We start from the raw sequence: 26,781 nt of genomic DNA on the forward strand, positions 1-26,781 counted from the left end.
GAAAACTCTCTCCAAGGAGTGCCTTATGAATTTTAATGATTCAATATTTGATTGTTTTAGGCAATATGTCAATAAAGTTGTAGTGCAGTAGCGACAAAAATAGTTTTTATTGTTCCAGCCTATTTTAGCCCTTGGCGCTATTCCTATTTTTGTACAGTACATACTAAATTTTTCATAATGTTTTATGGTAATAGCATTTAATTTGGATCTCGCGTCCAGAATCTTTATAGCTAATAGTTTCCGGGAACTATCATAAGGATAAAATAGATAGCACAGAATGACCAGAAACATATTGTTTCGGCTAACGATTCTGCCCATATATTAGAGGTCTATTGGATAACCTATTGTCTTTCTGGGCCAAAAGAGGTAAAGCAGGATGATTGGCAAGAATAACCAAGGGAACACAAAGCTAAGAGCAACGGCAATTGAAATTCCGAAAAGTTCACCATAAAATCTACAAATGGGATAAACATCTTTGTACTAAAAATTTTGAACATTAAATAAAGAGAAAAATGGCAAGAAACGATTTAAATGGGAAAGTAGTTTTAATTGCGGGTGGCGCAAAAAACTTAGGAGGCTTATTAAGCCGCAATTTTGCATCCAAGGGAGCAAAATTGGTTGTTCATTACAATAGCGAAAGTACAAAAGCGGACGCCGAGAAGACTTTGGCTGATATCAACAGTATAGGTGGTGAAGCGTTTTTATTTCAGGCAGATTTGACTGATGTCAAAAATATAACCAAGCTTTTTGATGCAGCAATCGAACAGTTTGGCGGTGTTGATATAGCTATTAATACCGTTGGAAAGGTTTTGAAAAAACCATTTGCCGAAACAACAGAGGAGGAATACGATAGTATGAGTAACATTAATTCCAAAGTAGCCTATTTCTTCATCCAGGAGGCGGGCAAGAGATTAAATGATAATGGAAAGATCAACACAATCGTAACCTCCTTGCTTGCGGCATTTACTGGATATTATTCAACCTATGCCGGGGCCAAAGCACCTGTAGAGCACTTTACACGAGCAGCATCCAAAGAGTTTGGCGCCAGAGGTATTTCGGTTACAGCAGTTGCGCCAGGACCAATGGACACCCCATTTTTTTATGGTCAAGAAACAGATGATGCGGTAGCTTATCACAAATCAGCTTCAGCATTGGGTGGATTGACAGATATTAAAGATATCGCGCCACTTGTGGAGTTTTTGGTAACAGATGGTTGGTGGGTGACAGGGCAGACTATTTTCGCAAATGGAGGTTACACCACACGATAATAGAAGATATAGCGGCAAGTAATTTAGTTATTTGCCGCCTTGTTAATAGAAAGATAAAATTGTTTTTGCTTTAATACTAAATAGTGGGATATATGATTCTGAAAATTATCAATTCAATTTTAATCCTTGTTGCCATATTTATGGGATTGAAACAAGGGTATGCCATAAGTATAAAATAAATTGTAATTTTGGATAGTAACGAGGTATTTATTGGGGCAACTTTAGAAACTATTACATGAATTGCTTAATTATCGATGATCAACTACTGTCTCGCGCTGTACTAAAAGAAATGATCGCTTTAGATCAATCTTTAAAATTAGTAGGAGAATGTACAAATGCCCTGGATGCCCTGAAAGAACTGCAAAGCAATAAGATTGATCTTGTATTCACGGATATTGCAATGCCCGGGATGAGCGGGATGGAATTGGCTGAACGCTTAAAAGGTACACGCCCTCTCATTATCTTTACCACTTCCTTACCTCAATATGCCGTTGATGCATTCAATTTAAACGTTGTAGATTTTCTGGTTAAACCCATTGGTGCATCCAGTTTTTTAAAAGCTGTTGAAAAAGCTAAAGTAATGTTTAGTCTCACTGAAGAGCAGGCAAATGTTAGCAGGAATAGTGAATTTATTTTTATTCGCGTTTCAAATACGCTTAAAAGTATTAAAACCAGCGAGATTTTTTATTTGGAAGCAAAGGGTGATCATGTAAAATTTTATCTTCAGGATCAGATTTATTCTATTCATTCAACTTTGATTTCCGTAGAGCAAAAGTTGCCAGTTGATGTTTTTTTTAGGGTTCACCGGTCTTTTATTATCAACCTAAATAAAATAGATAAAATAGAAGGCGGAACTTTAATCATTAATAAGCAATTGGTCCCCATAGCCAACGCTTACCGCACAGCACTTTACAAGCGTCTTCAAATTGTTTAACTATAATTAGTGACCTGTCCCCAAATGTAGGCCTAAAGTTCCTCCTCTTCAGAATCATCCTTTTCCGTAGATTTGATTAACGTAAAACGGCTTCCGTATTGTGCAGAGACTTCCGTTTTTACGTACGGATCTTTGTGGATGTAACTCGTACATAACGGACAACTCCTGGATGACGTTAACCACTACCTTTTTTTATACTAAACTCCAACGTTGCTAAACTTCTACTGAACGGGCATATCCCACGATCTGGCGTGTTCGCCATCTATTGTATACACATAAAGAGTATGTTTGATATCGATACGCAATAGACAATAGCATATATTGCGATCTATCTTATCATTATACAAATGTTTTTTCTGTAATCATTTATTAAAAATAACTTTTTAAAGATCAATCGAATGCAAAATTTAAAATTTAGACTCCTCTCGATTTTTTTATTAATTCAGCCCTTACAAATCTTTGCACAAGTTTCCACAACCAAAGATAGTATCATAAAAAATACTCAAAACAATGCTATTAACGCCGATAGATTAACCAACAATCAATCGAAAAGGTTAACCATAGATCAACAAAAATATACGTTTACGCTGGGGGATACGTCTTTTCTTTTAGATGGAAAACCGTTGCAAATTATCAGTGGAGAAATACACTATCCACGTGTTCCTCGTGAAGCCTGGCGTACACGAATGAAAATGGCAAAAGCTATGGGCTTAAACACGATTGGTACATATGTTTTTTGGAATTTGCATGAACCACAGAAAGGGAATTTTGATTTCAGTGGCAATAATGATGTTGCAGAATTTGTTAAAATAGCAAAAGAAGAAGGCTTATGGGTCATATTAAGGCCCAGTCCGTATGTATGTGCTGAGTGGGAATTCGGCGGTTTTCCGTACTGGCTATCGAATGAAAAAGGATTAATGGTTCGGAGTAAGGAGGAGAAATATCTTAAGGAATATGAGATCTATATCAAGGAAGTAGGTAAGCAACTGGCTCCATTTCAGGTTAACCATGGTGGCAATATTTTAATGGTTCAAATTGAAAACGAGTACGGATCTTATGGTAATGACAAAGAATATCTAGCGATTAATGAACGTCTATTCAAGGAAGCTGGTTTTGATGGATTATTGTATACCTGTGATCCTCCAGAATCAATTGCAGCTGGACATCTGCCAGGCTTGTTACCGGCTGTTAACCTCATTGACGAGCCAGCTAAGGTAAGAAAATTGATTCGTGAAAATCATGGTGGCAAAGGGCCATTTTATGTTGCCGAGTGGTACCCAGCATGGTTTGATTGGTGGGGAACCGAGCACCATACAGTGCCTGCTGAAAAATATACAAAGGGTTTGGATCGTGTTTTGTCGGCCGGTATTTCTATTAATATGTATATGTTTCATGGGGGCACTACCCGTGGTTTTATGAATGGTGCTAATTATAACGATGAAAAACCTTATGAACCCCAGACAAGTAGTTATGATTACGACGCCCCTCTAGATGAAGCGGGGAACGCTACACCAAAGTTTATGGCGTTTCGAAATGTGATAAAGAAATACTTACCTGCTGGCAGTACCTTACCTCCTGTGCCTGCAGCAAAACCTGCAATCAGTATCAAGTCAATTCAATTAACAAATTCGGTACTGTTGCTTGATAATTTGCCAAAACCGATAATAAATGAAACCCCTCTTACTTTCGAAAAATTGAATCAGGATTATGGATTTGTATTATACCGTACCTTTATTCAAGGAAATAAAGCTGGCACCCTTAAGTTAAAAGGACTACGTGACTATGCTGTGATCATGATCAATGGAAAAACGGCGGGGACTTTAGATAGAAGATTAAACCAGGATAGTTTGGCGATTTCCCTACCCAAGGGGAGAGTAAGACTAGACATACTAGTTGAAAATTTGGGAAGGATCAATTTTGGCAAATACCTCTTGCAAAATGATAAAGGTATAACGGAATCTGTTTCATTCCAAAACCATGATTTGACTTCATGGCATATGTTTAGCCTTCCTTTCGAGAGTAGTAAAGCGATCAAATTCCAGCAAAAGACAAAAAAAATAATGCAAAGCCCTGTTTTGAAAAAAGGAACTTTTTATATAGCTAAAACAGGTGATACTTATCTGGATATGCAAAAATGGGGCAAAGGAGTAGTTTGGATTAACGGTCACAATATCGGACGCTACTGGTCTATAGGGCCGCAACAAACCCTTTTTGTCCCTGGAGAATGGCTTAAAAAGGGTAATAATGAAATAATTATTCTTGAATTATTAAGTCCACAGCAATCAATATTATCGACCAAACCTAAACCAATATTAAACATTTTGCAACTATAATGCAAAAATGTTTATGTTATCAGCCACATTGTAGCATATTTCGTGCTATCAATGTGGCTTGATTTAGATCATCAGAAATAAAGTACGTATTATTCTAAGCTGATTAAGATTGTCCCATGTGTAGGTATTAGTGTTTCAATATGAGTTAAATGCTCACCTATATTTTTTTTCAACCACAGATTTCTGACCTTATATTTACCGTTTTTTCCGATAGAGGAGAAGGCGAAATCTACTTTTTTTTCTGAATTGGTAGTGTTTAAAAGTGCAATAACAGTCTTCCCATCCGCCATGGTTTTTGCCCAAACTTCAACATTACTATCTGTAGTATATTTAAGTTCTGCCGCCTTACCCAAAATATCCTGATTCACCGCAATTACTTCGTTATTGGTAAGCAGGGAAAGACTAAATGAATCCAGGTGTTCCAAATTGGCACCAATGAATATAGGAGCGCTTAGTACACACCACATACTCATCACCGTCATTTGTTCCTGATGGGTTAAATGATTAGCCTGATCATTTCTATTCGCCGCACCCACAGCACCAATCTGCAAAATATCGGGATCATTCCACCTTCCGGGCTGTACGTAAGCCGATTTATCTGCCAACATACGAAATGCAGCATATACCGACTTCCAGTCGTCATGAACATCAACACCCGTTCTCCAAAGCTGTCCCCCTGTTTCAGCACCCCATTCCCATACATTACCCATACCATATTGACATAAGGAGAAAATAATATCCCGTGATTGAGCTTTTAATGCGTTTCCCATCAATGTATAAGGTTTCATCAGTTCTGCTCTTGTGGTATCGTTAGCAAAAACTCCATAACTGCACCAGTCATACTTCAAATAATCAAAGCCAGTACTCGCAAAATAACGAGCATCTTGCAATTCATAACCGTAACTTCCTGTTACTCCGCCACAAGTTAACGGACCAGGCGAGCTGTAAATTCCAACCTTGAAACCAAGGCCATGGATTTGGTCTACTATTTTTTTAATATTTGAAAAATACTTATTCGGTAAAATTGTTCCGTTTTGGTCACGCGATTTTCCTACTCGATCTTGATCTTTTGTAGGACCTTCATGGTATTCATATACTAACGAATTTTTCTTTTGTTTCAGTTGTTCCCATAAAGGATCTTCTTTATCGGGCTGATTTGTCCAAGGATCGTCAATTTCAAGAATACCCCAACCATATTGATCAAGTTTGTATTTCTTCATCAAATAGGCTGTTTTTAAAATATCTTTTTCAGTTACTTTTCTTCCATAGCTATACCAACTACTCCAACCCATGGGAGGGGTTAACGCTAATGTATCCCCAGCCACAATGTTGATTTTTTTCACTGCTTTACCTGATTTGTTTTTTGCAGTAATAACTAAAGCATAATCACCTTTTTGGTTGAGCTTCCCAAAAATTACACCCTTAGACTTATTATACTGAATGCCTTTTGGCAATCCACTTACTGATATCACCATGGGCCTTTCACCACTTACAGGTATATAATAAAAAAAATTCTTACCTGTTCCTACACCGAAGCGGCCAGGACTATTGATTTCTGGTTTTTGGTTAGTGCTGTGAGCCGACACCTGAATATTTGCAAAACATGGTATCTGAGCTGTAAAAAAGAAGATTTTTAAAATAAACAAGAAATACCTTGTGTTATTAATGATGTAATTTTTCATACTTTTTTATTAAATATAAACTCAAATTTATTATCTGTTTGCTGAACTAATTCACACAAACCCTTCAAAACATATTCATAAAAAATCAGATTGATCAAGGATCTCAGGGAGATTAATTTCTTAAACAATCTGATTTATAGAACGGTAAAAGATTATTAACATTTAATTGTATCCTGGGTTTTGCGCCATTTTATTTTTGGACGAAACAATAACATCGCGTGGGATAGGTAACCATATCTGGTAAGGGGAAAACTGACGGTTTATAACATTTTGGACTGCAAAAGTTAACTTTCCGGTATTATCCTTAGTTATACTCATCCCTCTTATAGGGGCTGTTTCTGTTATATTTGTAATTCCCCAGCGACGTACATCAAAAAAGCGATAACCTTCAAGTGCCAACTCTACTCTTCTTTCTTGTCTTATCGCATCACGCATCTGCGGTTGGGAAAGACCTTGGGCAATATTCGGCATACCTGCTCTATTTCTAATATCATTTATTGCATCATAAACACTTTGATCTGGGCCACTGGCCTCATTTTGAGCTTCAGCATAATTTAGCAATACTTCCGCATAGCGCATTGATATCCATGGAGTCTGACCACTTGTACTGGCTGGAACAATGGGTTGATTATCGTCAAGAAATTTATGTAAGGTGTAACTTGTTTTTTGCGTATTTTGAGCATCTGGACCATCTTTAGTGTCTTTTCCACCTGGTAAAAAAAACTCAACAGGTCTGCCTCTGTACATCTGACCATTCGTTAAAACTGTTTGCTGCAATCGTGGGTCCCTGTTTATGTAAGGATTTTGAGGATCGTATCCAGAAGTAGGGTCCGTGATCATTTTTCCATTGCTCATTTGGTAATCATCTACCAAATTTTGAGAAATTGTTAAGTCTGTCCAACCGCCATAACCATTGGGGCTGTAATTCCTTTCAAATGGATCATGCGAAGCATTTAGCGTATACAAATGCTGAAAGATAACTTCTGAACTTTTAGAGTTCAAAAAAAGCAGACGGTAACTTTCGGTACCCATGCTTTTATCAATTGAATATTTATTTAGCGCCATCACTTCTTTTGCAGCTTTTGCTGCATCAGTCCAAGTCCCTGAATTATAAAGTGGACTTGCCGCAAATAATGCCAGCCTGGATTTAAGTGCAAGTGCCGCACCTTTGGTGGCCCGGCCAAGTGCCCAACTACCATCGTTATCTTTGGGTAAGTCAGCAGCGGCTGCAGTCAGCTCGTCAAGGATATACTTCACACATTCCTGTAAAGATGAGCGGGTGTATAAAGCCGGTATATCAAAATTGTCTTCAAGGTTATACACTTCATCACCCATTAAAACGACGCCTCCATAAAACGTAGTAAGGGTATAATAACGATATGCTCTTAAAAACCTTAACTCTGCTCTAACCTGCTTTCTTCTGGTTTCTTCTGTAAATTTAACAGTTCCAATATTTTTTAGACCATAGTTACAATCGTGGATAGCTTTATAAGAATCTTTCCAATAATTGTCAAGTCCTACCGAATTATCAGGGCTTAATTGACCAAGTTGATAGCCTGGTTGTGAGGTGAAAATGTTAAAACCTTCGTCTCCAAAACAATTCATTTGCAGGAAATTAAAAGCTTTGTCTAAAGTACTTGGTTGTCTATACCGGCTTCCTACATAGCCTTCAAAGGCGCTAGGATCGGTAATGACTATGTCCTCTGTTATAATTGTAGTTGAAGGAGGGTCTAAAAAATTTTTCTTGCATGATATTGTAACCGCAGTTATAGCTATCATAAATAGTATCCAAGATTTATATAGTTTTTTCATTTTAGTATTTTTATGCTAAATAATTTATTACCTTAAAACGATATAGTTGCACCCAAATTAAAAATGCGTTGCTGTGGATAATTTGTTCCTATCGTATTGTCTGATTCCGGATCAAAATCTTTTACTTTAGTTAGTGTAAAAAGATTAAATACACTCATATAAGCTCTTAACGATTTGGTAGAGGAACCAGAAAGTTTAAAGTTGTAACCTAACTCGACACTCTTTATGCGTAAAAAAGCTGCATCTCTTAACCAAAAAGTATTGGAAAAATTCCCTCCATTGTAATCCTTTTCAATTCTTTCGACAGCACGTGGATAAGACCCATTTGGGTTATTCGGTGTCCACCGGTTGCTGGCCCAACTATCATAAAAATTATAAAAATCTGTGCCTGATAATGGCAATAAATACTGTGATACCTTGGCTTGACCGGCAAGTACCATAGCTAGATCAAATCCTTTATAATTTGCACCAAGTACCAATCCATATGTTATTTGTGGTTGATTACTGTATTCACTTCTTACCTGATCTAATCCATTAATTACGCCATTTCCGTCTACATCTTTATAAATCAAATCGCCAAGTCTAGCAGTATATCCCTGAGGTACGGCATATTTGGTTCCTATAGCATCTAAGTCTGATTGGGTGCGAAATATTCCTATCTCCTGATAATAATTACTAGTTCCCATTGGTTTACCCGTTTGCCACTGGTAATCTGGGATAGATTGATTTTCGCCAATATCTATCACTTTATTTTTGGCAAAAGTAAAATTACCGGTCACATTAAAGCCAAAGTCATCATATTTCTTAGTATAGCCAAGAGTTGCCTCTATACCATTATTATTTACCTTTCCAAAATTTTGCTGGGGTATATTACCACTTATGCCCACCAAATCAGGAATATTTGCCGACCCGCGATAGGCAAGTATCTTAGATCTTTGTTGGCGGAAATAGATAAATTCAAAATTGATGTCATTAAACAAACGGCCCTCTATGGCTATATCGGTTTTCTTGGCAACTTCCCAGGTAATATTTGGGTTCGCTAATAATCCGATATTCACCCCTGGTTGGATAACATTGCCACTACCAGTATTTGCAACAAAAGTATTATTAGCATTAAACTGGTTGATAAACTGGTAGCCGCCAATAGCATCATTACCTAAAGTACCATAAGAAGCCCTCAGTTTTAATTCGTTAATTGCTTTATTTTTAGGAAACCAGCTCTCCTGTGTTATACGCCAACCTGCCGAAACCGTACCAAAATAGCCCCAGCGTGAATTTGGCGGAAAAACAGATGATGCATCTGCACGGCCCTGAACATCTAAAAGGTATTTTTGGTTATAATCATAAGACACTTTAGCAATAAAAGACCTTCGGGTATTTACATTACCACTACCACCGTTTGAAAGATCTGTAGCTGCCGGCCCTCCATTATCTAATTCAGGGGTAAGTGCCGATAGATAGTTTATCCGACCGGCTTTAAATGTGTTATATTCATACTTCATCTGTTCGTAGCCTACAAATGTATTGATCGAATGCTCAGCAAAGCGTTTGCTGTAATTCAACTTTATATTGCTAACTATTTGAGTTGAGTTTTCCTGCGATTCGGAAAGTGATGGCCGATTATTTGTTCCCCCCTGCGGACGAATATCATATTCATTGGTAACAGGATTATAAGTGTACAAATTATATGGCAAATTAAACTGCTTAGTAAAATTCCAATATTTATCAATAGATACAAAACCATCAACACTTAAACCTTTAACCCAATCATTCATATCAAAGCTACCTTTCAAAATACCATTAAATACTTGCTTGGGATTTTTAAAAGTACCGCCTAAATCTGATTGTAATGCAACTGGATTACGCCCCTCTAAAGCGTAATTAAGTAAGCCATTCGGGTATCTTGGCGCTATAGTGGGGTACATTCTGTATATATTTTCAAAAATCCAGGATGCACTATTGACAGGAAACTTCCTATCTTCTTCTCGTCCATTCAAATACAAGCCGAATTTGAGATCTTTAGTCACATTTACATCAATATTAGATCTGAAACTATATTGCTTATATTGTGTGGTATTGTCTTTATATAAAGAGTTTTGATCTAAATACCCGGTTGACACAAAATATTTAACATTTTCGCCCCCCCCACTTACCGATAGATTTGCTTGATTTTGCGAAGCTGATTTATTAATAGTTTCTTTTTGCCAATCAGTATTTGGATAATTTAGAGGGTCTGAACCATCCCTAAACTTTTGTAGTTGCTCTTCTGAATACTTTTGATTCATCCCCCCGGCTGGGTTATTAGAATATAACACCTCGTTTGACATTTGTGCCCAGGTGACTGCATCAGTCATTTTAGGTAAACGTGTGGGTGTAACAACAGCCTGATTTAAAGATGCAGAGATTATAGGTTTACCTAATTTGCCTCTTTTTGTTGTAATCAATATTACACCGTTAGCTGCCCTGGATCCATAAATTGAAGCAGATGCATCCTTTAAAACCGAGTAACTCTCAATATCATTGGGATTTAGTCTTTCTAACCCACCAATTTGGCCCGGGACACCATCAACTACTACCAAAACATCATTATTCCCAGTAGTAGCTGATCCCCGTATAGATATGCTTGAACCATCATATCCAGGCTCACCGGAGCGGTTATTTAGGATAACCCCAGACACACGGCCAGCTAGTGAGTTGGAGAGGTTGGCTGCTGGACTTTTTGCTACATCAGCCCCTTTAATAGTAGATATTGAGCCTGTTACAGTTTCCTTTTTTTGAGTACTATATCCTACAACAACAACCTCACCTAAGCCTTGTGAAGATTTATTAATTGTAATACTTAATATAATAGCCGTATCGGTTATTGTAATTTCCTTACTTTCATAACCCATGAAGGATATTTGTAATACATCTCCTTTGTTTGCATCTAAAATAAAACCACCATTAGCATCGGTAGAAACGGCTTTGGAGGTTCCCTTCACTTTAACCGTTGCCCCAATTATAGGCAAACCTTTATCATCAACAATTTTACCACTAAATTTATCTGCTTTTAATGCCGATGTGTTAAAAATTTTCAGCTTTGTTTTTACAACTGTCTCTTTGTTTTTTGTTAAAATGATTTCGGCATTGGCCTCATACGTAGGCACAACCATTCCCAGAGTAAGCAGCTTTATAAAAAAAGATGGACTCTGATAAAATAACGTCTTTTTATTATGTACATTTAATTTCATAGTTAGGTTATTTAATTTAATAATTGGTTTAAAAAAGCAATGGATAACTCATTGAGATACACAACAATTTTATACCAATTCGGTAATATCTCCAATAGCCGGAAGTTAGATGAAAAGATCTGCCCGTTGAGTGAAGACTTATTGCCGTTGAAATAACATTAAGAATCATCAACAAAACCATTGGTTATGGTGGGCTATTCTATTAGTGTGTATCGTAATCAGTAAATCAGAATGCACAACTTTTGTTAAAGTAAAAGTGCATCATAAATGGAAAATAGTAAATACAAAGTTCATGTTTTGGTAGGCGATGTCCTAAGAAGATCATACTTCGCAATCATGGCCGGGAAATGGAACCCAAAATAGCAGAAGCAGTAGACCGTGTTTCCGGCCTGTTCGCAAATCCGATCGAAAGCTATAGCATGTAGAATAGAAAAACTACCAAAAGTGCGGCACCCCAAATTACCAATTATTCTGCATTCTTATTTACTATTTCTAGCATTAGGAAAGCTATAATAGAATACACAGCCTGTCGGCTGCTTATTCTTTGCCCAAATACGGCCGTCCATTTTAGCAACAAAATCCCTACACATAGAAAGTGCAATCCCGGCCCCCATTTGTGTTGAGGCTCCTGGCTGCCTAGAGATGGCAAATAACTTGTCAAGCGTGACTTGGTCTAAACCTGGTCCATCATCCGAAACAGTGATAATAACTTCCCTTATAGTTGCTGTACATCCAATAATAATCCTACCGTTTTCGGGTGAGAATTTAATTGCATTAGACAATAAATTTCGATTAACAAACTGCAGCATCTCTTTATCGGCGACAAAGATTACGTCATCTGGGATCTCATTGATAAACACTATTTTTTTTGCTTCCAATTGCTCACTAAACAAACCAGCCGTTTCATTAAACAAATCGTACAAGTTTAGTGTTTCTGGCTTAAACTGATAACCCGACAACTGTTGCCTGATCCATTGCAGAACGATATCGAACGAATCCAGCATTTGGGTTGCGTCTTTTTCAATATCATTATAAATTTGTTCCAGTTCTTCTTTTTCAAAATCATGTTTACGACGTATAAAACGGACAATATCTATTGTCGAGCATAAGGGAGACCTGAAATCATGCGCTAAAATAGAGACCAAATTGTTTTTAAACTCGTCAGCTTCATTTAAAACCCTAATCTTTTCCTGTATCTGTTGGTTTAGCTTTAATTGTTGTTGATAAAGTTCCCCTTGTTTTTGTTCTTCTAACTCGCGCAATGATAGTTCCCTTTTTAACCGAAACCATCGAGCCTGATATATATAAATGCCAACCAGACCTGAAAGCACGATAAGAAAATATATAACTTTAGCAAAAGTAGACTTCCACCATGGGGATGATACAGTAATAACTATTGACTTTTTGTTTTTACTCCAAACGCCATCGTTATTGGTAGCCTCCACGACAAAAGAATAATCATTAAAATCCAGATTGCTATAAGTAGCAGTAGGGTTACTACCGTCAGTGAATTTCCACTCCGTATCATAACCAATCAGTTTATAACGATACTGACATTTTTTAGGGTTGGCATAATGCATTGCAGAAAATGAAATAACAAAGTTGTTTTGAAGATAATTTAAGTAAAGCGTATCGCAATAATTGATCGTTTTTCCGACAATAGTACTTATGTTATTAATTAGCAAGCCCGTAAATACCGGATGGGCAGCGACAGGATTGGTTTTGATACTGTCGGGGAAAAAATAATTAAGCCCGTTCATTCCGCCGAAATACAACCGGCCATCCCGGCCGGCATAACTTGCCCCTATTTTAAAGCCATTTCCTTGCAAGCCATCATTCTTATCAAACCGAGTTAATAATTTACTATTCGTATTAAAACGGGCCAGACCTCTGCCACCCATCCAGATATTACCCGTATTGTCAAATTCAAATGCTTCTACATCATTAAATATGCCATATTCATTCCCATACCGGCTTATGCTATAATTATTATTCTTTTTTAATGTCAGGCAGTTTAGGCCACCACCTATTGTACCAACCCAATACGTACTGTCATTTTTTTTTTGTACCTGAAAAACATAATTAGAACTTAACGAATTGGCACTATCAGTTACCTGGTACCTAAAGGTCTTAATCACATTACCTACACTGTCAATAAGAAGCCGTAATAACCCATTAGTGGTGGATACAAAAAGCTCAGGTTTTACATCATCAGCCCAAACATTATGTGCTGATCCATTTCCTCGATAGTTTACCTGATATACATTTTGTTTATTGCGAATGATACTACCAAAGCCGTTGTCATAACTACCAAACCAAATATTCCCATAACAGTCTTTTACCAAACTAGATATGGGGTGTGTCGGAAACTGACTATATCCAACGGGTTCAAGTAATCTATCACGTTTGCTATTGATTATTTTTATACCATTTTCGGTACCAATCCATAGATTTCGATCTGGATCAAGCACCATAGCATTGATTTGATTGGTTTTAAGTTTAACAAAACGATGACTATTGTAACGCTCAACTTTATGTGTCTTTGGGTCAAAGGCATTTAACCCTTGACCATTTGTGCCAATCCAGATCTTGGAGTCAGCCTCCCCGAGCATCGATCGGATGTAATTCCCGGATAATGAATTCTGATCTTCTGTGTGCTTCAATGTAAAAAAAGGCTTCGCGTTCAAATCACAAATATTGATTCCTTTTGCCCAAGTGGTTACCCACAAACATTGCGATCGATCAATCAGCAGGTGATCCGGGTGATTAGAGTTAAAACTATCGGCCTTAGTACCCGCTCTTACAATTTGTCTAATTTTTAATTGGCTGTCAAGCCAAAACAAGCCGGCATAAGTGCTCACCCAATAGTTAAGGTTCCCATCCTGTACAAGATCTCTGATACTATTGCAACCGGGAATTACAATCTGTCTATGCATGTTGAAGTTGTGGCTGTCAGACCACGCCTGGCCTGAAGGCTTCATCAATGTAAGTACATTGCCAGCTGTTATTAATAATTCACCGAATTGATTAAAAAACAGACCATCTAATCCTTTAATATCAGTTGCCAAGACACATTTTTTGAAATGGAGTGAACGATCTAAAAACCATAGTCCATCATTCGCTGCCAACCAAAAGTTACCGCTACTATCTGGAACTATTTTGTTAAAAGATGTTCCTTTAGGATAGTTTAATGGTATGTTTTTCAATGTTTTACCCTTGATATTGAACAAGCGTAGCTGTCCATCCACAAAGGCTGTCAATACCTCCCCTCTAACAAACAGTTGCGAACAAGTTTTGCCACGCAGACCATTCCGAAGACTCAGCACGTCTGTATATTTTTCCGTTCTCGGATCAAAGTATTGGATGCCATCCTCAGAACCTATCCATATATTACCGTCTTCAGCCAGGCAAATGCTTTTGATTCTGTTTTTTAAAGCGCTATGCTTAGGTTCATTGGCATTATAGAACAATTTAGTTTTATAGCCATCAAAGCGGTCTAGTCCAAACAAGGTACCTATCCAGATAAAACCGAATTTATCCTGTTTTATAGCTGTAATATCTGTATGAGATAAGCCATCATCAACAGATAAATTGGAAAATTTTAACGGTCGTTGTTGTTGTGCGCTAAGCCGGTCAACGGTTCCAATAATCAACAAAAACCCTATTAAAAAAACATGCGCTACAAAAACCACTGATTAACAAATGTTTAAATATATTTAACTAATTGAATTTGTAATACTTTGCATTCTTTACGGGATACTTAAGTCTGTAGAGTTCAGCTGTAGTTTATTAAATTCATGATCATACCTATTGTACGTCTTCAAACTAATTAGGACATCTGAGTCCACTTTCTTAAGGAGTCTTTCGCTTTATAAATTTATTAATTTTTGTTGATTATACAATTGTCTTCTTTTGTTCAAAGAATTGATTTTTATCTGTTTTCTTTTTTCAAATTCGTTCAGATCATCCACAATAGACATCTGCAGGTGTTAAGCTGTTCACGAATTTCTTTAATGCTTCTATAAGCTTTTCGGGATGGTAAAAGTGATAGTGACAATGCCAATCGGGACAATTTTGCATTGATCAATAATAAGACAACTGATGGGTATGGATTTGATATCATCGGCAATTTTAGCGATAGCTTTAACACATTCTTTATGGGTAATCTTGTCAATAGTCTTGTCGCCAGTAATATTGACTACACACGAAACAAATCCGCCTTATAATTCTAAAGGCGCTGTTCATGCTGATCGAATTGATAAAACAATTATCAGCAACAATAATTTCACGACCAGTTCCGGGTCTTCCATCTTGTCCGAGGGAGTGACAAATTCCAAAATCCAGGGCAATATCTTTAATAGGTGGGGGAGTAGCCACCGTGGCACCAGTTGCCTGTATCGTATTGGACTCAAGCACGAATACTCTCTCCAAAAGCTATGGCAATGAAATTGATGGAAACACGTTTTATAACTCACTGAAAATTGGCGGGTACCTATTGGAATCAGGTACTTTCGATACCAATAATTACTGGGGGAGTGGCAATCGTATTCGCTTGGATTCACAGGCAACTTTGACAGCTCTGTTCAATACGCCAAATTTTAAATTGTCCCAATCGGTAAGCTTTGGGCGGGATTTAATCGAAGGAGGGAATATAGGTGATGCAAATCATGATACCTTTAGTATCTCTGGTTTATATAATATAACCTATTGATGTTTTTCAGCGAACTCTATAAAGGCCTTATATGGTAATCTGTTTTCTTCATTGTAACATGGGACGATAATTCCATAATTCTTCATGGCAAAGCATTATATAAGTTGTAATTAATTCAAAAAATAGATCCTAATAATGATAAAGCATTATGAAAATAATAAATTTTTGTTGTATAAACAATCGTTTTTGTCTTATGTTTGTTAAGTAGTTAAAAATATTCTTTAATGAAAACTTTTTCGTTTTAGCAATTGTTCGTTTTGCGCTTTAGTCGCTTCTTATGTTTTAAGAAACATTATTTTTTTATCAAACTATTTTTGTGTGCCATTTGTTAGTCACTATATTGTATGTATTAATCGCTATTAGTTCAAGTGTTTAGCCTATATTGTATGTTGTTGTATATTGCCGATGGAAGATGGTGATTGATGGAATGCTGTTATGAAGGTGTAGAAATTTAACTTTTTTGTTATAAACTTTTATTTGTGATTTTATGGATGCAAAATCACTGACAAAAAATGAGTCGCAACGGATTCAGGCACTGTACGCGTATGAAATTCTGGACACCGCTGCGGAATCAGCGTTCGACCGTATCACTGAGATTGCCTCACGCGTTTGTGATATGCCTATCTCTTTAATTTCATTGGTAGACAAAGAAAGGCAATGGTTTAAATCACGTGTGGGACTTGACGTGGAAGAGACACCACGCGACTTATCTTTTTGCCAATATACATTCACAGAAGATCAGCTATTGGAGATTCGGGACGTTGCTCAAGATGACCGGTTTAAATCCAATACGCTCGTAACGGCGGATCCGCATATCCGGTACTACGCTGGATTACCCTTGGTTGATGCCAATGGATTTGCTTTGGGTGCGTTATGCGTTATTGACAGGGTACCCAGGCAACTCGACAAAAACCAAAAACAAATACTCTCGCTGCTACGGGATGAAGTGGTGGCGCTGATTGTCAATCGAAAAGAGAAGGAGAAATATAAAGAAAGTGAGCAAAAGCTGAAAGCATTTTTTGATCACTCACAGAGCCTCATGTGCACCCATGATCTGGAGGGCAATTTTATTACGGTAAATGAGGCTGGAGCAAGACTACTAGGCTATGACAAAATGGAAATAGAGAAGCTTTCTCTTTTTGATATTGTGCCAGAGGAAGGCCATTCAAATCTTAAGAGTTATCTGGCTGAAATTGTAAAAAAGGGAGTTGTCAAAGGCGAAATGCGTACGGTAACTCGTGCCGGGGGCATGCGTATTTGGATGTTTAATAATATCCTCCAGGCCAACGGGAATAAGAAGGCATATGTAATTGGTAATGCGGTTGATATCACCGAGCAGCATTATTTGGAGAAGGATCTAAAACATACCCAAGCAATGTTGACAAGGACCGGGAGGGTTGCACGGGTAGGTGGCTGGGAGTACAACCTGAAGGATGAAAAAATTATTTGGTCCGAGATCACTAAAGAGATCCATGAAGTAGAAAAAGATTATGAGCCTGATCTTACAAGCTCGTTGAATTTTTACAAGGAAGGACCGCACCGGAATAAAATTCAGAAGGCCATTGAACAGGCTATTTCTGCCGGAGAGCCCTGGGATCTTGAACTGGAAATTATCACTTTTAAAGGGCATGCACTATGGGTACGCGCACTGGGCAATGCCGATTTTGAAAACGGCATCTGTGTACGACTTTATGGTACCTTCCAGGATATTGACAGACGTAAAAGAATGGAAGCGGAGTCGTCAAATTCAAAAAAACTATTTGAAGATATTCTCCAGGCTACTTCCGCAGTTGCGATTATCGCCACGGATGTGGAAGGTACAATAACATTGTTTAATAAAGGGGCCGAAAACCTATTGGGGTATGCTAGTGAAGAAATAATCGGTAAATTAAGCCCGGTGCATTTTCATTTGCAGAGCGAGTTAGATTTGAGGGAACGTCAACTCACCATTGAACTGGGATATCCGGTAAAGGGATTCAGCGTTTTTGTGGAAAAAGCTGAACTTGATGGTTCGGAGCAACGTGAATGGACTTACATCCGCAAAGACGGCTCACAATTGTTCATTTCTTTAGCTGTGACCATGATCAGAAACATCGAGGACAAAGTAATCGGATATCTTGGTGTAGCTACAGATATTAGCAAAATAATTCAACAGCATAAAGAACTCGAACGAGCAAAAGGACTTGCTGAGCGGGCAAGTATGGCAAAGTCTGAGTTTTTGGCCAATATGAGCCACGAAATACGCACTCCTCTTAATGGTATAGTAGGCTTTACCGATTTATTAACCAGAACCAGTTTAAATGCTACACAGCGCGAGTATTTGGGGCTAGTCGAGCAATCAACTACTTTATTGTTAGGCATTATCAATGATGTTCTGGATTTCTCCAAAATTGAAGCTGGTAAAATGGAACTGGAAATTGAGCAAACGGATCTCAACGAACTTATTATTCAGCTGAACAAACTTTTTAATGCTCAAATCACAAGCAAAGGCCTGGAATTCCATTTAGAGATAGCGCCTGAAGTACCAAGTTATATTTGGACAGATGCACTTCGTATCAAACAAGTGTTGATGAATCTAATGAGCAATGCTATCAAATTTACTGCGAAAGGAAAAATTATATTTCAGATTTCAATCCTGTCACGGGAGGCCGAAACTGCTGTTCTGCGTTTTAGTGTTCAGGACACTGGGATAGGCATAAAAGAAGGTAAGCAGGCAGAAATCTTTGAAGCCTTTTCGCAGGAGGATACTTCAATGACTAAACGGTATGGCGGCACAGGTCTTGGACTTACGATATCCAATCGCTTGTTAAAAATGATGGGGAGTGAACTGAAGTTGGAAAGTAAAGTTGCTGTTGGAAGCCATTTCTTTTTTGATCTCAACTTACGTTCTATTTGGGAAACAGAAGAATGGAAAGATCTTGCAAATATCGACACTGTTCTTGTCGTTGCCGATGATGAAAGTGAACGCGAAAGGTTGGTTCAGCTATTGAACAAAAAGAATATCGGTGCGCTACATGCAAAGAATGGGTTCGAAGTCCTGCAGCTCTTGATGCGTGGCAGTCGCTTTGGAGCAATCCTTATGATGAACGACTTGCCTATTATGAATGGAATAGACACCATAAAGAAGATTCGCGAAAAGGTTTTTAATGAAAGATATATGCAGCCCATAATTCCAGTATTTGATTCCCTATACAGCAATGTTGCTTCTGTTTGTGAATCACTGGAAATTAAACAATGGTTATTCAATCCTGTTAAACCTGAGGATCTTTATCAAGCACTGGCCAATATTCGCAGGTAGCAATTTTTCCTATCATCCATACAATTAAAATGCGGTTTGTATATCTGGTAAGGGATTTAAGTAATAAATGAAAATAGTTGCTAAAGCGACCGATAGCGTTTAGGTCTTTTACTGACTTGATGTGCCCTCCTTATAATGATCGAATATTTTGTCGCCGGCTACGATGATTTGGAAAACAATATTGATGCGGTGATTGAAGGTTGTGGCTTTGGTAATGCAGAGACGCACCTGGAGTTTTCGGGGCGTCAGGTAACCGTTAAACATAATACGTTTGGCGGTGGTCATAATGCGATGCTGTTTAAGTAATTCAATACCTTGGGTAAATATGGTGGTAGCGCTAGAAGTCATCGCATATGGAACAATTTCTTCCATTCCTTTGATAGTGGCAATGCCATTAATACTATTTAACAATAACAAAGCATAACAAAACAATTTTGTTGAATTCTTATTGCCAAAAGTGAAATTATGAACATAAAAGTTAATAAAAGGTATTTATTAATTGTACCGTCGTTAGGAGTCTTAACATCGGGCTATACGCAAAAGTAAGACGGATAGTTTGCCGGTAAATATGATTGAGTGACTAAAGCAGTGCATCGTGAGCAGATAAACATTGCTATCGCAAACTCTAAACTAGCTATACTGCCAGTTGTTCATCTTACGAACATTGAAAACAAAGATGAGTTTGAAAAGTTGGTTTTGGATTTTTTGAAAGGAAATTGATACAGAACTCATTAACTACAACGCCATTTAAAATATCGATACAATTATAGCTATTTATCTAAATGATGTGGATAATCATACAATTTCAAATAATAATAATTGCGTATTTTAGTATCCTCAGAACTATACTAAGTTTTAAAGATCTTCCTTATGACACCAAAACATTCAGATAACTTTGATTTGCTCAGATATTTAAGGTCTCAAAAAAATGATGGCAATATAGCGCCTTATTATCTGGCATCAAAAGCCTGTATGGAAAATTTGAAAATCACCAATCCCTTTAAAAACTACTTTTATACTATCGGTTTGTATTATGGTGAAGGGGCTCGGATCAGGATAGGCACTACAGATTATGATTTAACACGAGGAAGCCTGTTGACAATTGGCCCAGGAATGACCTGCCAATGGCTCAATACTAGCTTCCCCTCAAATGACACGCTTTTTTTCTATGATGATATTTTTGTAAATAATTTCAGTAGGTCATTTTTCTATTCCCTGGAATTTTTTTGCCCCGATGAAAAAAGTGTAATGCAACTTACCGACAGGCAATTTGAAGAAATGCAACAGCTTTTCAGCACACTTCGGACAATCGCTGATAAGCCCGAAGCAGTATCGGGAATATTATATTCAATCCTGATTATTTCACAGAAATATTTCTGGAACCTTTACCGGGGCAATAAAAGGGAACTCAACGGTAAAGAACATACTGTTGTAAAGTTTAGAGAATTAGTTTCAAAAAATTTCTCGCAGTATAAAGATGTTGCTTTTTATGCTGAACAGTTGCATATATCCCCAAAATACCTAAGCGAAATTTTAGTTGAATACACTGGACTTTCAGCAAAAAAATGGATTGAGTTTCATATCATGCAGGAGGCAAAGTACCTGTTGAGCTTTTGGAATATGTCCGTCAAGGAGGTGTCGTTTCAACTTGGCTACACAGACTCTTCTCATTTTTCCCGTGCATTCAGAAGCTACGACGGTCAGCTCCCCACTGAGTTCAAAAATACGGTCGAAAATCCTGTATAATCACGGGTTCTACATCAAAAACAGAAAAAACTACATTTTTTACCGCCATACTTACAGTATTGACGGACCGGCTCCTTCATATATTTGTATGGTGTGAAAAAAAGTACAACGAAGTTTAGCTACGTGTTCTATCGGGATCAAAAACCCTGTCGAAAATGCCCCGCAGCACATCAGTGTTTCTTTCGTTGAGAAAATACACGACAAATCACGTAAGGAAGAAAAATATACTAAATGAGTTGTCACGTTTTCAGCACTTAACTTGTCAATATATTAAGCAGTGGTTGATTGTAACCATTTTCCGGCACAGCTTAACAAATACAATGAGTTTAGAAAGGAACGATGAAAGAAAAAACGATAATAAAACACTTGTTGGCCTGCTTGTTTTTCAGCATATGGTACTCGCATAGCCGGGCGCAAATACCTGTAGAAATCACTGTCGGGCATTCGAGTTACTACTATCAGCATTCGTTTGCTACAAGGTTCAATCCGGAAAAATCCTTCGGGTTCTTTCACACTTCATCGGTTCTTATACCTTATGATAAAAACCGTGGAAATGAAATTATGAGCCAGTCTTACCTTTCCTATACGATGAGCAAACGATGGACATCAGGAGTTGGTACCATCTTCACTCCTGCCAACCGAGTAAGACCATCTGTATTTTTTCAGTACTTTCATAAAAGGAAAACAACCACTGTACTGATTTACCCGAGGATGGATATATGGTCTGTGCCCAATTTCGAACTTATGGGCTTTATTGAATATCAGGGTGCCGTAAACAGACCTGTAAACCTATATGCCCGATTTCAATATATGACCACATGGAACCGGAACGGACATAGCAGGAGCTATCAATATGCAAGAGCAGGAATAGATGCCGGAGGTATGCAGTTTGGATTGGCCGTAAATTTTGATCAGTATGGACGTCTTGCTACAAACTACAGTAATTTTGGACTTTTCGTGCGAAAAGTATTGTGAACCATTATATTATTAAATAATGAGAGAAATGATGAAACAGAAAATTTTTAGTACACACAATGATTATACTGGTCTGGTCATTCGCCTGACAATAGGTATCGTTATGTTTCCACACGGAGCGCAGGCTATGCTGGGCTGGTTTGGTGGCTTTGGGTTTGCCCAAACTTTGGAAAATTTTCAACAGATGGGACAGCCGTGGCTGGTGGGGCTATTAGTGATTTTAATAGAGTTTTTTGCACCTGTTTTTATTATAATAGGCTTTGCATCACGTTTTTGGGCGATCGCAATGGCAGGTCTTTTTACAGGGATCATTTTATCGGGAGGACATCTTGAGCATGGATTTTTCATGAACTGGTTTGGCGATAAAGAGGGCGAGGGATACGAATATCATTTGCTGATGATTGGCTTATGCCTGGCACTATTCATTCAGGGCAGCGGAAAATATTCACTGGACAATTTAATATCCAAAAAACTCACTGCTTCAATTTAAACAACGATGATTCCGATTCATGAACTTTTATGGTTTGCTTTAGCAGCTTTTCTGATGGTTATAAGCCCAGGACCAAATATGATTTACCTTATTTCACGAAGTATAACACAAGGCAAAACGGCCGGACTTGTATCCTTGATAGGCGTTATTAGCGGTTTTTTATTTCATATCGTACTGGCAGGATTTGGATTGACGGCTATTTTACTGGCCGTTCCGTTTGCTTATGGAACACTGAAAATTTCAGGCGCTATTTACCTGTTATACTTAGCATATCAGACCATAAAACCCAATGGCAAAACATTTTTCGAAGCGAATGGGCATATTCACAAGGACAGGCCTCGAAAGCTGTTCCTGATGGGCTTTTTAACCAATGTGTTGAATCCCAAAATGGCTGTATTTTACCTGTCGTTTTTCCCTCAATTTATCAAGCCCGAATATGGTTCCTTAATCGGTCAGATCATGGCATTGGGTATTACACAGATTATCATCAGCTTCACTATCAATTTTATTATTGTAATGACCGCTGAAAAAATGACTGCTTTTCTTACAAAAAATTCACTTTGGATAAAAGTACAAAAATGGTTCATGGCCAGTATATTAACGATTTTGGCTATAAAGATGGTGCTTTTAAAAGCTAAATAATGATACACAAAACCAATACATATGGAAAACAGAATAGACATACAACAGCTGGAGCCGGATGCGTTCAAAGCAATGTTCGCTCTGGAACATTACCTGCAACATTCGGGGATTTCTAAAACGCATTTCTATCTGATTAAAATTCGCGCATCACAAATCAACGGTTGTGCTTTTTGTATCAATATGCACACTTCAGATGCATTAAGGCAGGGCGAAACCGCACAGCGAATTTTTCTGCTCAACGCCTGGAAAGAAACCGGATTATTTACCAAACAAGAGAAAACAATTTTAGCTATAACCGAGGAGGTGACCATAATCAGCCAAAGCGGGTTAAGCGATGAAACGTACAGACAGGCCCAACGATTTTTTAATGGGAACCAAATTGCACAGATCATCATGGCAGTTGTTACCATAAATGCGTGGAACAGGATTGTAATCAGTACGAGAAAAACGGTAGAGTAAAAGAGTAATGTACCACAAAATGATACTAAATTATGCAAACAATTTCTAAACCACTAAAAATCCTAATATTCGCCCTAATACTTTCCAACCTAGTTTTGATAGCGTGTATCGTCTATTTATACTTGGACAACACGCAAAACTTTAATGCAGAAAGAATAAATATCAATACAACTATTTCAGAGCCGGGCTATTGATTAACGACAAAGACCTGTCCGGTAAGCCGGGCCAAAACATCAATCGTATCAACCTGCTTACGGAAAACGGCAATGCGGCTTTGGTAATGAAGGATAATAACGAAATACCGCGGATTATTCTAAAGGTCGATAGTCTGGGCAACCCATCTATCGAAATGTTTGACAAAAGCGGTAAACTGAATTGGAAACAATAAATACAAGTCCTATGAAACAAACATTAAAAACCATCATCCTTATCATGTCTATCCTTATGGCGATGAAAACTTTTAGTCAGCACACAAATCAATTCAAAATGGAACAGAATAACAGAGAAGAGCACATTGTTACAGATCAGGTGGCCGTCATTGATAAAATTAGTATTCCCAAAAAAGCTATCGTGGCGTATTCCGAAAAATCGCTTTTCATCAGAAATACACTTCGGCAGCAGCCTGGCTTTTTGAAATATGAAATCTTTCAAAAGACAGGCGATAGTGGAGACCTTTGGGTAATAACAGTTGCCACCTGGGTTGACCGGCAGCGCATGGACAATGCCAGATTGGTCATACGCGAGGCCATGCAAAAAGCAGGGATTAATATGCCCACTTTTTTAGAGCAACATGGGATTACGATGGAAAGAGATATCTATCAGGCGGTTGAGGAGTAAGTTGTATAGATTTTAAAGGCACAAAACGGAGATTTCTTAAAGTCTATAAAAAAACTTGACCGGATCCGCAAGAAACGGATTTTAATGAATGTCGGATATCGTTAATTTTAAAAAGAACATAAAAGTTCAGTAAAAATCTTAAAAGGTACAATACATGCATATTAAAAGTTATCCCTCCATTTTATACTTCGGCACACCGGTAGTACTTATCAGTACTAAAAATCCCGATGGTACAGATAATCTTGCGCCTATGTCGTCGATTTTCTGGTTGGGTTGGAGGTGCATCATTGGTCTTGGAGCATCATCCCAAACTGCCAAAAACCTTTTGTTAACCAAAGAAGCCGTGTTAAATCTGCCATCGGTAAACGAGACAAAAGCAGTGAACCTACTGGCCAGAACCACAGGTTCTAATCCTGTTTCACAATCAAAAATGTTAAAGGGGTATCGTTTTGAAAAAAATAAATTTGAAATAGCCGGATTGACGAGAACCCCATCCGAAACCATCAATGCGTATCGGGTAAACGAATGCCCTGTACAAATGGAAGCTGTCGTCATCGCCATTCATAAATTGGCAGAGGATCAACCATCACAGCAGGGGAAGATTATCACATTTGAACTAAAGATAAATAGGGTATTTTTGGATAAATCAATTATTATGGATAATCATCCAAATCGGGTTGATCCCGATAAATGGAAACCTCTTATTATGAGTTTTCAGGAATTTTATACGCTTGGAGATAAAGTACATGAATCGACGCTCGCGCAAATTCCTGAAAATTTATACAACACCTACGATAGGAAATCAACTCAAGCAGAAGTTAAATCAACATTAATAATGAATAAGAAATGATAACAAAGGATGAAATTTTAAATCTCGAGAACACACTTTACGGAGCCATCAAAAATAATGATACGGAAATACTCGACAAGCTATTGCATACTGATTTACTTTTTGTAGTTCCAAGTGGTCAGACGATAAACAAAGAAATCGATTTACAAACCTATCGCGAGGGAAATTTAAAAGTCGAGGAAATCATTCCCAAAGTCGAAGAACTGAATATTATTGCGGATTTGGCTGTCATTGTTTTGCAGATGGATTTAAAAGGACACTATAATAATAAGCCTTTTGAAGCTAAATATAGATATATACGTTTTTGGAGAAAGTTTCCCGAAGGTATAAAAGTAGTTGGTGGAAGCGGAATGGCTATTTAATCAAAAGCTTTTATAATACACTGGAAAGAGAATCGGATAAATAGTAATAGTAAAATAGGGTGATACCATTATGATTCTATTTGTATTTTAAAAAGAACCTCATGAAAGAAAAATTCCTCATAGTTTTGATAATGATCTCAATCAGCTGGCAGTTTTGTAAAGCCCAGATTAATTCCATCAAGGAGTACAACCGTATTGAATTAAATGGTGTCAAACACGGCGTATTTATTAAAAGTAATAATGTATTAAATCCTGTTTTACTTATATTGCATGGTGGGCCTGGCTTTTCCGATTTTTATTTTTGGCAAACACACAATAAGGAATTGGAACAGCGCTTCACGGTGGTTACTTACGACCAAAGGGGAACAGGCTTATCCTACAACGATACACTACCGCCCGGAAGCATTACCATCAAACAACTTGAAGATGATGCGCTAAGTTTAATACAGGTCCTTAAAAAGCGATTTAAGAAAGATAAAATATATTTGGTTGGTTATTCTTTTGGTTCTATTATTGGCATACATCTGATTCAAAAATATCCATCGCTATTTCAGGCTTATATTGGTGTGGGACAGGTCACCAATATGTATTTGAATGAAAAGGTTTCGCTCGGTTATTCAATTCAACAGGCCACATTGAAAAAGGATAGTGTAGCAATGGCTCAATTGCAAAAGCTCCGTAAGCACTATCCGTCTCGCTCTAAAAATGAATTATCAGACCTGTATTTATCAAGAAAATGGCTCAGACACTTTCATGGTGATTTTTGCGAAGGCAGCAATGTTGGTAAGCTCTATGAAAATATGGATTCCTTTGCCAAGCAATATTATCAAGATAGCCTGATAGCCAAGGGGCAGGCCTTTACAATGAATGCAATGTGGGATGAAGTAATGCAGATAGATTTATTTAAAACGGTTCCAGCAGTAAAAGTTCCCGTTTACTTTATCGCCGGTCGGTGTGACTATAATGCCCCCTCCACACTTGCACATAAATTTTTCAGAAAATTAAAAGCGCCTCAAAAAAAAATCATCTGGTTTGAAAACTCAGGGCATTATGCTGCATTTGTAGAACCGGAAAAATTTAATAGAATCATGTTGCAGGAAGTGTTGGCAGATTAAGAAATATAAAGATTGCAATTTGCTACTATCAAAATAT

Annotated in this window: 20 protein-coding genes; 15 read left to right on the top strand and 5 right to left on the bottom strand. The window is 37.6% G+C overall.

The annotated features are described in order from the left end of the window. Positions 1 to 512 precede the first annotated feature (512 nt). The 3 genes from B4A24_RS13760 to B4A24_RS13770 all read left to right on the top strand — a co-directional run bounded on the left by B4A24_RS13760 (position 513) and on the right by B4A24_RS13770 (position 4,535). Entirely contained in the window at positions 513 to 1,268 is a 756-nt protein-coding gene (locus tag B4A24_RS13760) for an SDR family oxidoreductase (protein ID WP_293945693.1), read from the top strand. A gap of 235 nt (positions 1,269 to 1,503) precedes the next feature. Then, complete coding sequence (locus B4A24_RS13765) at positions 1,504 to 2,202, top strand: LytR/AlgR family response regulator transcription factor (RefSeq protein WP_293945695.1); 699 nt, start codon at positions 1,504 to 1,506, stop codon at positions 2,200 to 2,202. A 398-nt stretch (positions 2,203 to 2,600) separates the two neighbouring features. Continuing rightward, complete coding sequence (locus tag B4A24_RS13770) at positions 2,601 to 4,535, top strand: glycoside hydrolase family 35 protein (RefSeq protein ID WP_293945697.1); 1,935 nt, start codon at positions 2,601 to 2,603, stop codon at positions 4,533 to 4,535. Positions 4,536 to 4,624: 89 nt separating this feature from the next. On the opposite strand, the gene B4A24_RS13775 is transcribed toward B4A24_RS13770, so the two are convergent. The 4 genes from B4A24_RS13775 to B4A24_RS13790 form a co-directional block, all read right to left on the bottom strand. Then, positions 4,625 to 6,217, bottom strand: coding sequence for a glycoside hydrolase family 27 protein (locus B4A24_RS13775; RefSeq protein WP_293945699.1), 1,593 nt, complete (start codon positions 6,215 to 6,217; stop codon positions 4,625 to 4,627). Positions 6,218 to 6,379: 162 nt separating this feature from the next. Further along, positions 6,380 to 8,029 (bottom strand): RagB/SusD family nutrient uptake outer membrane protein, encoded by a 1,650-nt coding sequence (locus B4A24_RS13780; RefSeq protein WP_293945700.1) that lies wholly within the window; start codon positions 8,027 to 8,029, stop codon positions 6,380 to 6,382. A 32-nt stretch (positions 8,030 to 8,061) separates the two neighbouring features. Next, complete coding sequence (locus tag B4A24_RS13785) at positions 8,062 to 11,259, bottom strand: SusC/RagA family TonB-linked outer membrane protein (RefSeq protein ID WP_293945701.1); 3,198 nt, start codon at positions 11,257 to 11,259, stop codon at positions 8,062 to 8,064. Between the two features lie 479 nt (positions 11,260 to 11,738). Beyond that, complete coding sequence (locus B4A24_RS13790; RefSeq protein WP_293945703.1) at positions 11,739 to 14,912, bottom strand: sensor histidine kinase; 3,174 nt, start codon at positions 14,910 to 14,912, stop codon at positions 11,739 to 11,741. Positions 14,913 to 15,637: 725 nt separating this feature from the next. On the opposite strand from B4A24_RS13790, the gene B4A24_RS13795 reads away from it, so the two are divergent. Next, positions 15,638 to 15,970 (top strand): hypothetical protein, encoded by a 333-nt coding sequence (locus B4A24_RS13795; RefSeq protein ID WP_293945705.1) that lies wholly within the window; start codon positions 15,638 to 15,640, stop codon positions 15,968 to 15,970. A gap of 487 nt (positions 15,971 to 16,457) precedes the next feature. Continuing rightward, on the top strand, positions 16,458 to 19,268 hold the full coding sequence (locus tag B4A24_RS13800; protein ID WP_293945707.1) for a PAS domain S-box protein: 2,811 nt from the start codon (positions 16,458 to 16,460) through the stop codon (positions 19,266 to 19,268). Between the two features lie 108 nt (positions 19,269 to 19,376). On the opposite strand, the gene B4A24_RS13805 is transcribed toward B4A24_RS13800, so the two are convergent. Beyond that, the gene (locus tag B4A24_RS13805) at positions 19,377 to 19,679 is read right to left on the bottom strand and encodes a hypothetical protein (protein ID WP_293945709.1); all 303 of its coding nucleotides are present in this window, start codon (positions 19,677 to 19,679) and stop codon (positions 19,377 to 19,379) included. 459 nt (positions 19,680 to 20,138) lie between these two features. Here B4A24_RS13805 and B4A24_RS13810 point away from each other — a divergent pair, with 459 nt between their 5' ends. From B4A24_RS13810 to B4A24_RS13855, 10 genes are all read left to right on the top strand, one after another. Then, positions 20,139 to 21,014, top strand: a complete 876-nt coding sequence (locus B4A24_RS13810) for a helix-turn-helix domain-containing protein (protein WP_293945711.1) — start codon at positions 20,139 to 20,141, stop codon at positions 21,012 to 21,014. 339 nt (positions 21,015 to 21,353) lie between these two features. Then, positions 21,354 to 21,989, top strand: a complete 636-nt coding sequence (locus B4A24_RS13815) for a hypothetical protein (RefSeq protein WP_293945713.1) — start codon at positions 21,354 to 21,356, stop codon at positions 21,987 to 21,989. Positions 21,990 to 22,017: 28 nt separating this feature from the next. Continuing rightward, positions 22,018 to 22,479, top strand: coding sequence for a DoxX family protein (locus B4A24_RS13820; RefSeq protein WP_293945715.1), 462 nt, complete (start codon positions 22,018 to 22,020; stop codon positions 22,477 to 22,479). Positions 22,480 to 22,485: 6 nt separating this feature from the next. After that, positions 22,486 to 23,121: a LysE family translocator gene (locus tag B4A24_RS13825; protein ID WP_293945717.1), complete on the top strand. Its 636-nt coding sequence runs from the start codon at positions 22,486 to 22,488 to the stop codon at positions 23,119 to 23,121. A gap of 21 nt (positions 23,122 to 23,142) precedes the next feature. Continuing rightward, positions 23,143 to 23,580 carry a carboxymuconolactone decarboxylase family protein gene (locus tag B4A24_RS13830; RefSeq protein WP_293945719.1) on the top strand — a complete coding sequence of 146 codons (438 nt, stop codon included), beginning with the start codon at positions 23,143 to 23,145 and terminating at the stop codon, positions 23,578 to 23,580. A 190-nt stretch (positions 23,581 to 23,770) separates the two neighbouring features. Further along, positions 23,771 to 23,968: a hypothetical protein gene (locus tag B4A24_RS13835; protein WP_293945721.1), complete on the top strand. Its 198-nt coding sequence runs from the start codon at positions 23,771 to 23,773 to the stop codon at positions 23,966 to 23,968. A gap of 11 nt (positions 23,969 to 23,979) precedes the next feature. Then, positions 23,980 to 24,417, top strand: coding sequence for an antibiotic biosynthesis monooxygenase (locus B4A24_RS13840; RefSeq protein ID WP_293945723.1), 438 nt, complete (start codon positions 23,980 to 23,982; stop codon positions 24,415 to 24,417). Positions 24,418 to 24,571: 154 nt separating this feature from the next. Continuing rightward, on the top strand, positions 24,572 to 25,267 hold the full coding sequence (locus B4A24_RS13845; protein WP_293945724.1) for a flavin reductase family protein: 696 nt from the start codon (positions 24,572 to 24,574) through the stop codon (positions 25,265 to 25,267). Next, on the top strand, positions 25,264 to 25,629 hold the full coding sequence (locus tag B4A24_RS13850; protein WP_293945726.1) for a nuclear transport factor 2 family protein: 366 nt from the start codon (positions 25,264 to 25,266) through the stop codon (positions 25,627 to 25,629). Before B4A24_RS13845 ends, B4A24_RS13850 begins: the two co-directional genes overlap by 4 nt. A gap of 101 nt (positions 25,630 to 25,730) precedes the next feature. Continuing rightward, positions 25,731 to 26,744, top strand: a complete 1,014-nt coding sequence (locus tag B4A24_RS13855) for an alpha/beta fold hydrolase (RefSeq protein WP_293945728.1) — start codon at positions 25,731 to 25,733, stop codon at positions 26,742 to 26,744. Positions 26,745 to 26,781: the final 37 nt, after the last annotated feature.

Source organism: Sphingobacterium sp. UBA7249, assembly GCF_002472835.1.
In the GTDB taxonomy this organism is placed as follows: Bacteria; Bacteroidota; Bacteroidia; order Sphingobacteriales; family Sphingobacteriaceae; genus Sphingobacterium; species Sphingobacterium prati.

Excerpts from the sequence above, each read along its gene's own strand:
- B4A24_RS13785 (WP_293945701.1), bottom strand. The coding sequence starts at position 11,259 with ATGAAATTAAATGTACATAATAAAAAGACGTTATTTTATCAGAGTCCA.
- B4A24_RS13845 (WP_293945724.1), top strand. The coding sequence starts at position 24,572 with ATGCATATTAAAAGTTATCCCTCCATTTTATACTTCGGCACACCGGTA.
- B4A24_RS13780 (WP_293945700.1), bottom strand. The coding sequence starts at position 8,029 with ATGAAAAAACTATATAAATCTTGGATACTATTTATGATAGCTATAACT.
- B4A24_RS13765 (WP_293945695.1), top strand. The coding sequence starts at position 1,504 with ATGAATTGCTTAATTATCGATGATCAACTACTGTCTCGCGCTGTACTA.
- B4A24_RS13770 (WP_293945697.1), top strand. The coding sequence starts at position 2,601 with ATGCAAAATTTAAAATTTAGACTCCTCTCGATTTTTTTATTAATTCAG.
- B4A24_RS13810 (WP_293945711.1), top strand. The coding sequence starts at position 20,139 with ATGACACCAAAACATTCAGATAACTTTGATTTGCTCAGATATTTAAGG.
- B4A24_RS13850 (WP_293945726.1), top strand. The coding sequence starts at position 25,264 with ATGATAACAAAGGATGAAATTTTAAATCTCGAGAACACACTTTACGGA.
- B4A24_RS13800 (WP_293945707.1), top strand. The coding sequence starts at position 16,458 with ATGGATGCAAAATCACTGACAAAAAATGAGTCGCAACGGATTCAGGCA.
- B4A24_RS13840 (WP_293945723.1), top strand. The coding sequence starts at position 23,980 with ATGAAACAAACATTAAAAACCATCATCCTTATCATGTCTATCCTTATG.
- B4A24_RS13855 (WP_293945728.1), top strand. The coding sequence starts at position 25,731 with ATGAAAGAAAAATTCCTCATAGTTTTGATAATGATCTCAATCAGCTGG.
- B4A24_RS13815 (WP_293945713.1), top strand. The coding sequence starts at position 21,354 with ATGAAAGAAAAAACGATAATAAAACACTTGTTGGCCTGCTTGTTTTTC.
- B4A24_RS13760 (WP_293945693.1), top strand. The coding sequence starts at position 513 with ATGGCAAGAAACGATTTAAATGGGAAAGTAGTTTTAATTGCGGGTGGC.
- B4A24_RS13825 (WP_293945717.1), top strand. The coding sequence starts at position 22,486 with ATGATTCCGATTCATGAACTTTTATGGTTTGCTTTAGCAGCTTTTCTG.
- B4A24_RS13775 (WP_293945699.1), bottom strand. The coding sequence starts at position 6,217 with ATGAAAAATTACATCATTAATAACACAAGGTATTTCTTGTTTATTTTA.
- B4A24_RS13830 (WP_293945719.1), top strand. The coding sequence starts at position 23,143 with ATGGAAAACAGAATAGACATACAACAGCTGGAGCCGGATGCGTTCAAA.
- B4A24_RS13820 (WP_293945715.1), top strand. The coding sequence starts at position 22,018 with ATGATGAAACAGAAAATTTTTAGTACACACAATGATTATACTGGTCTG.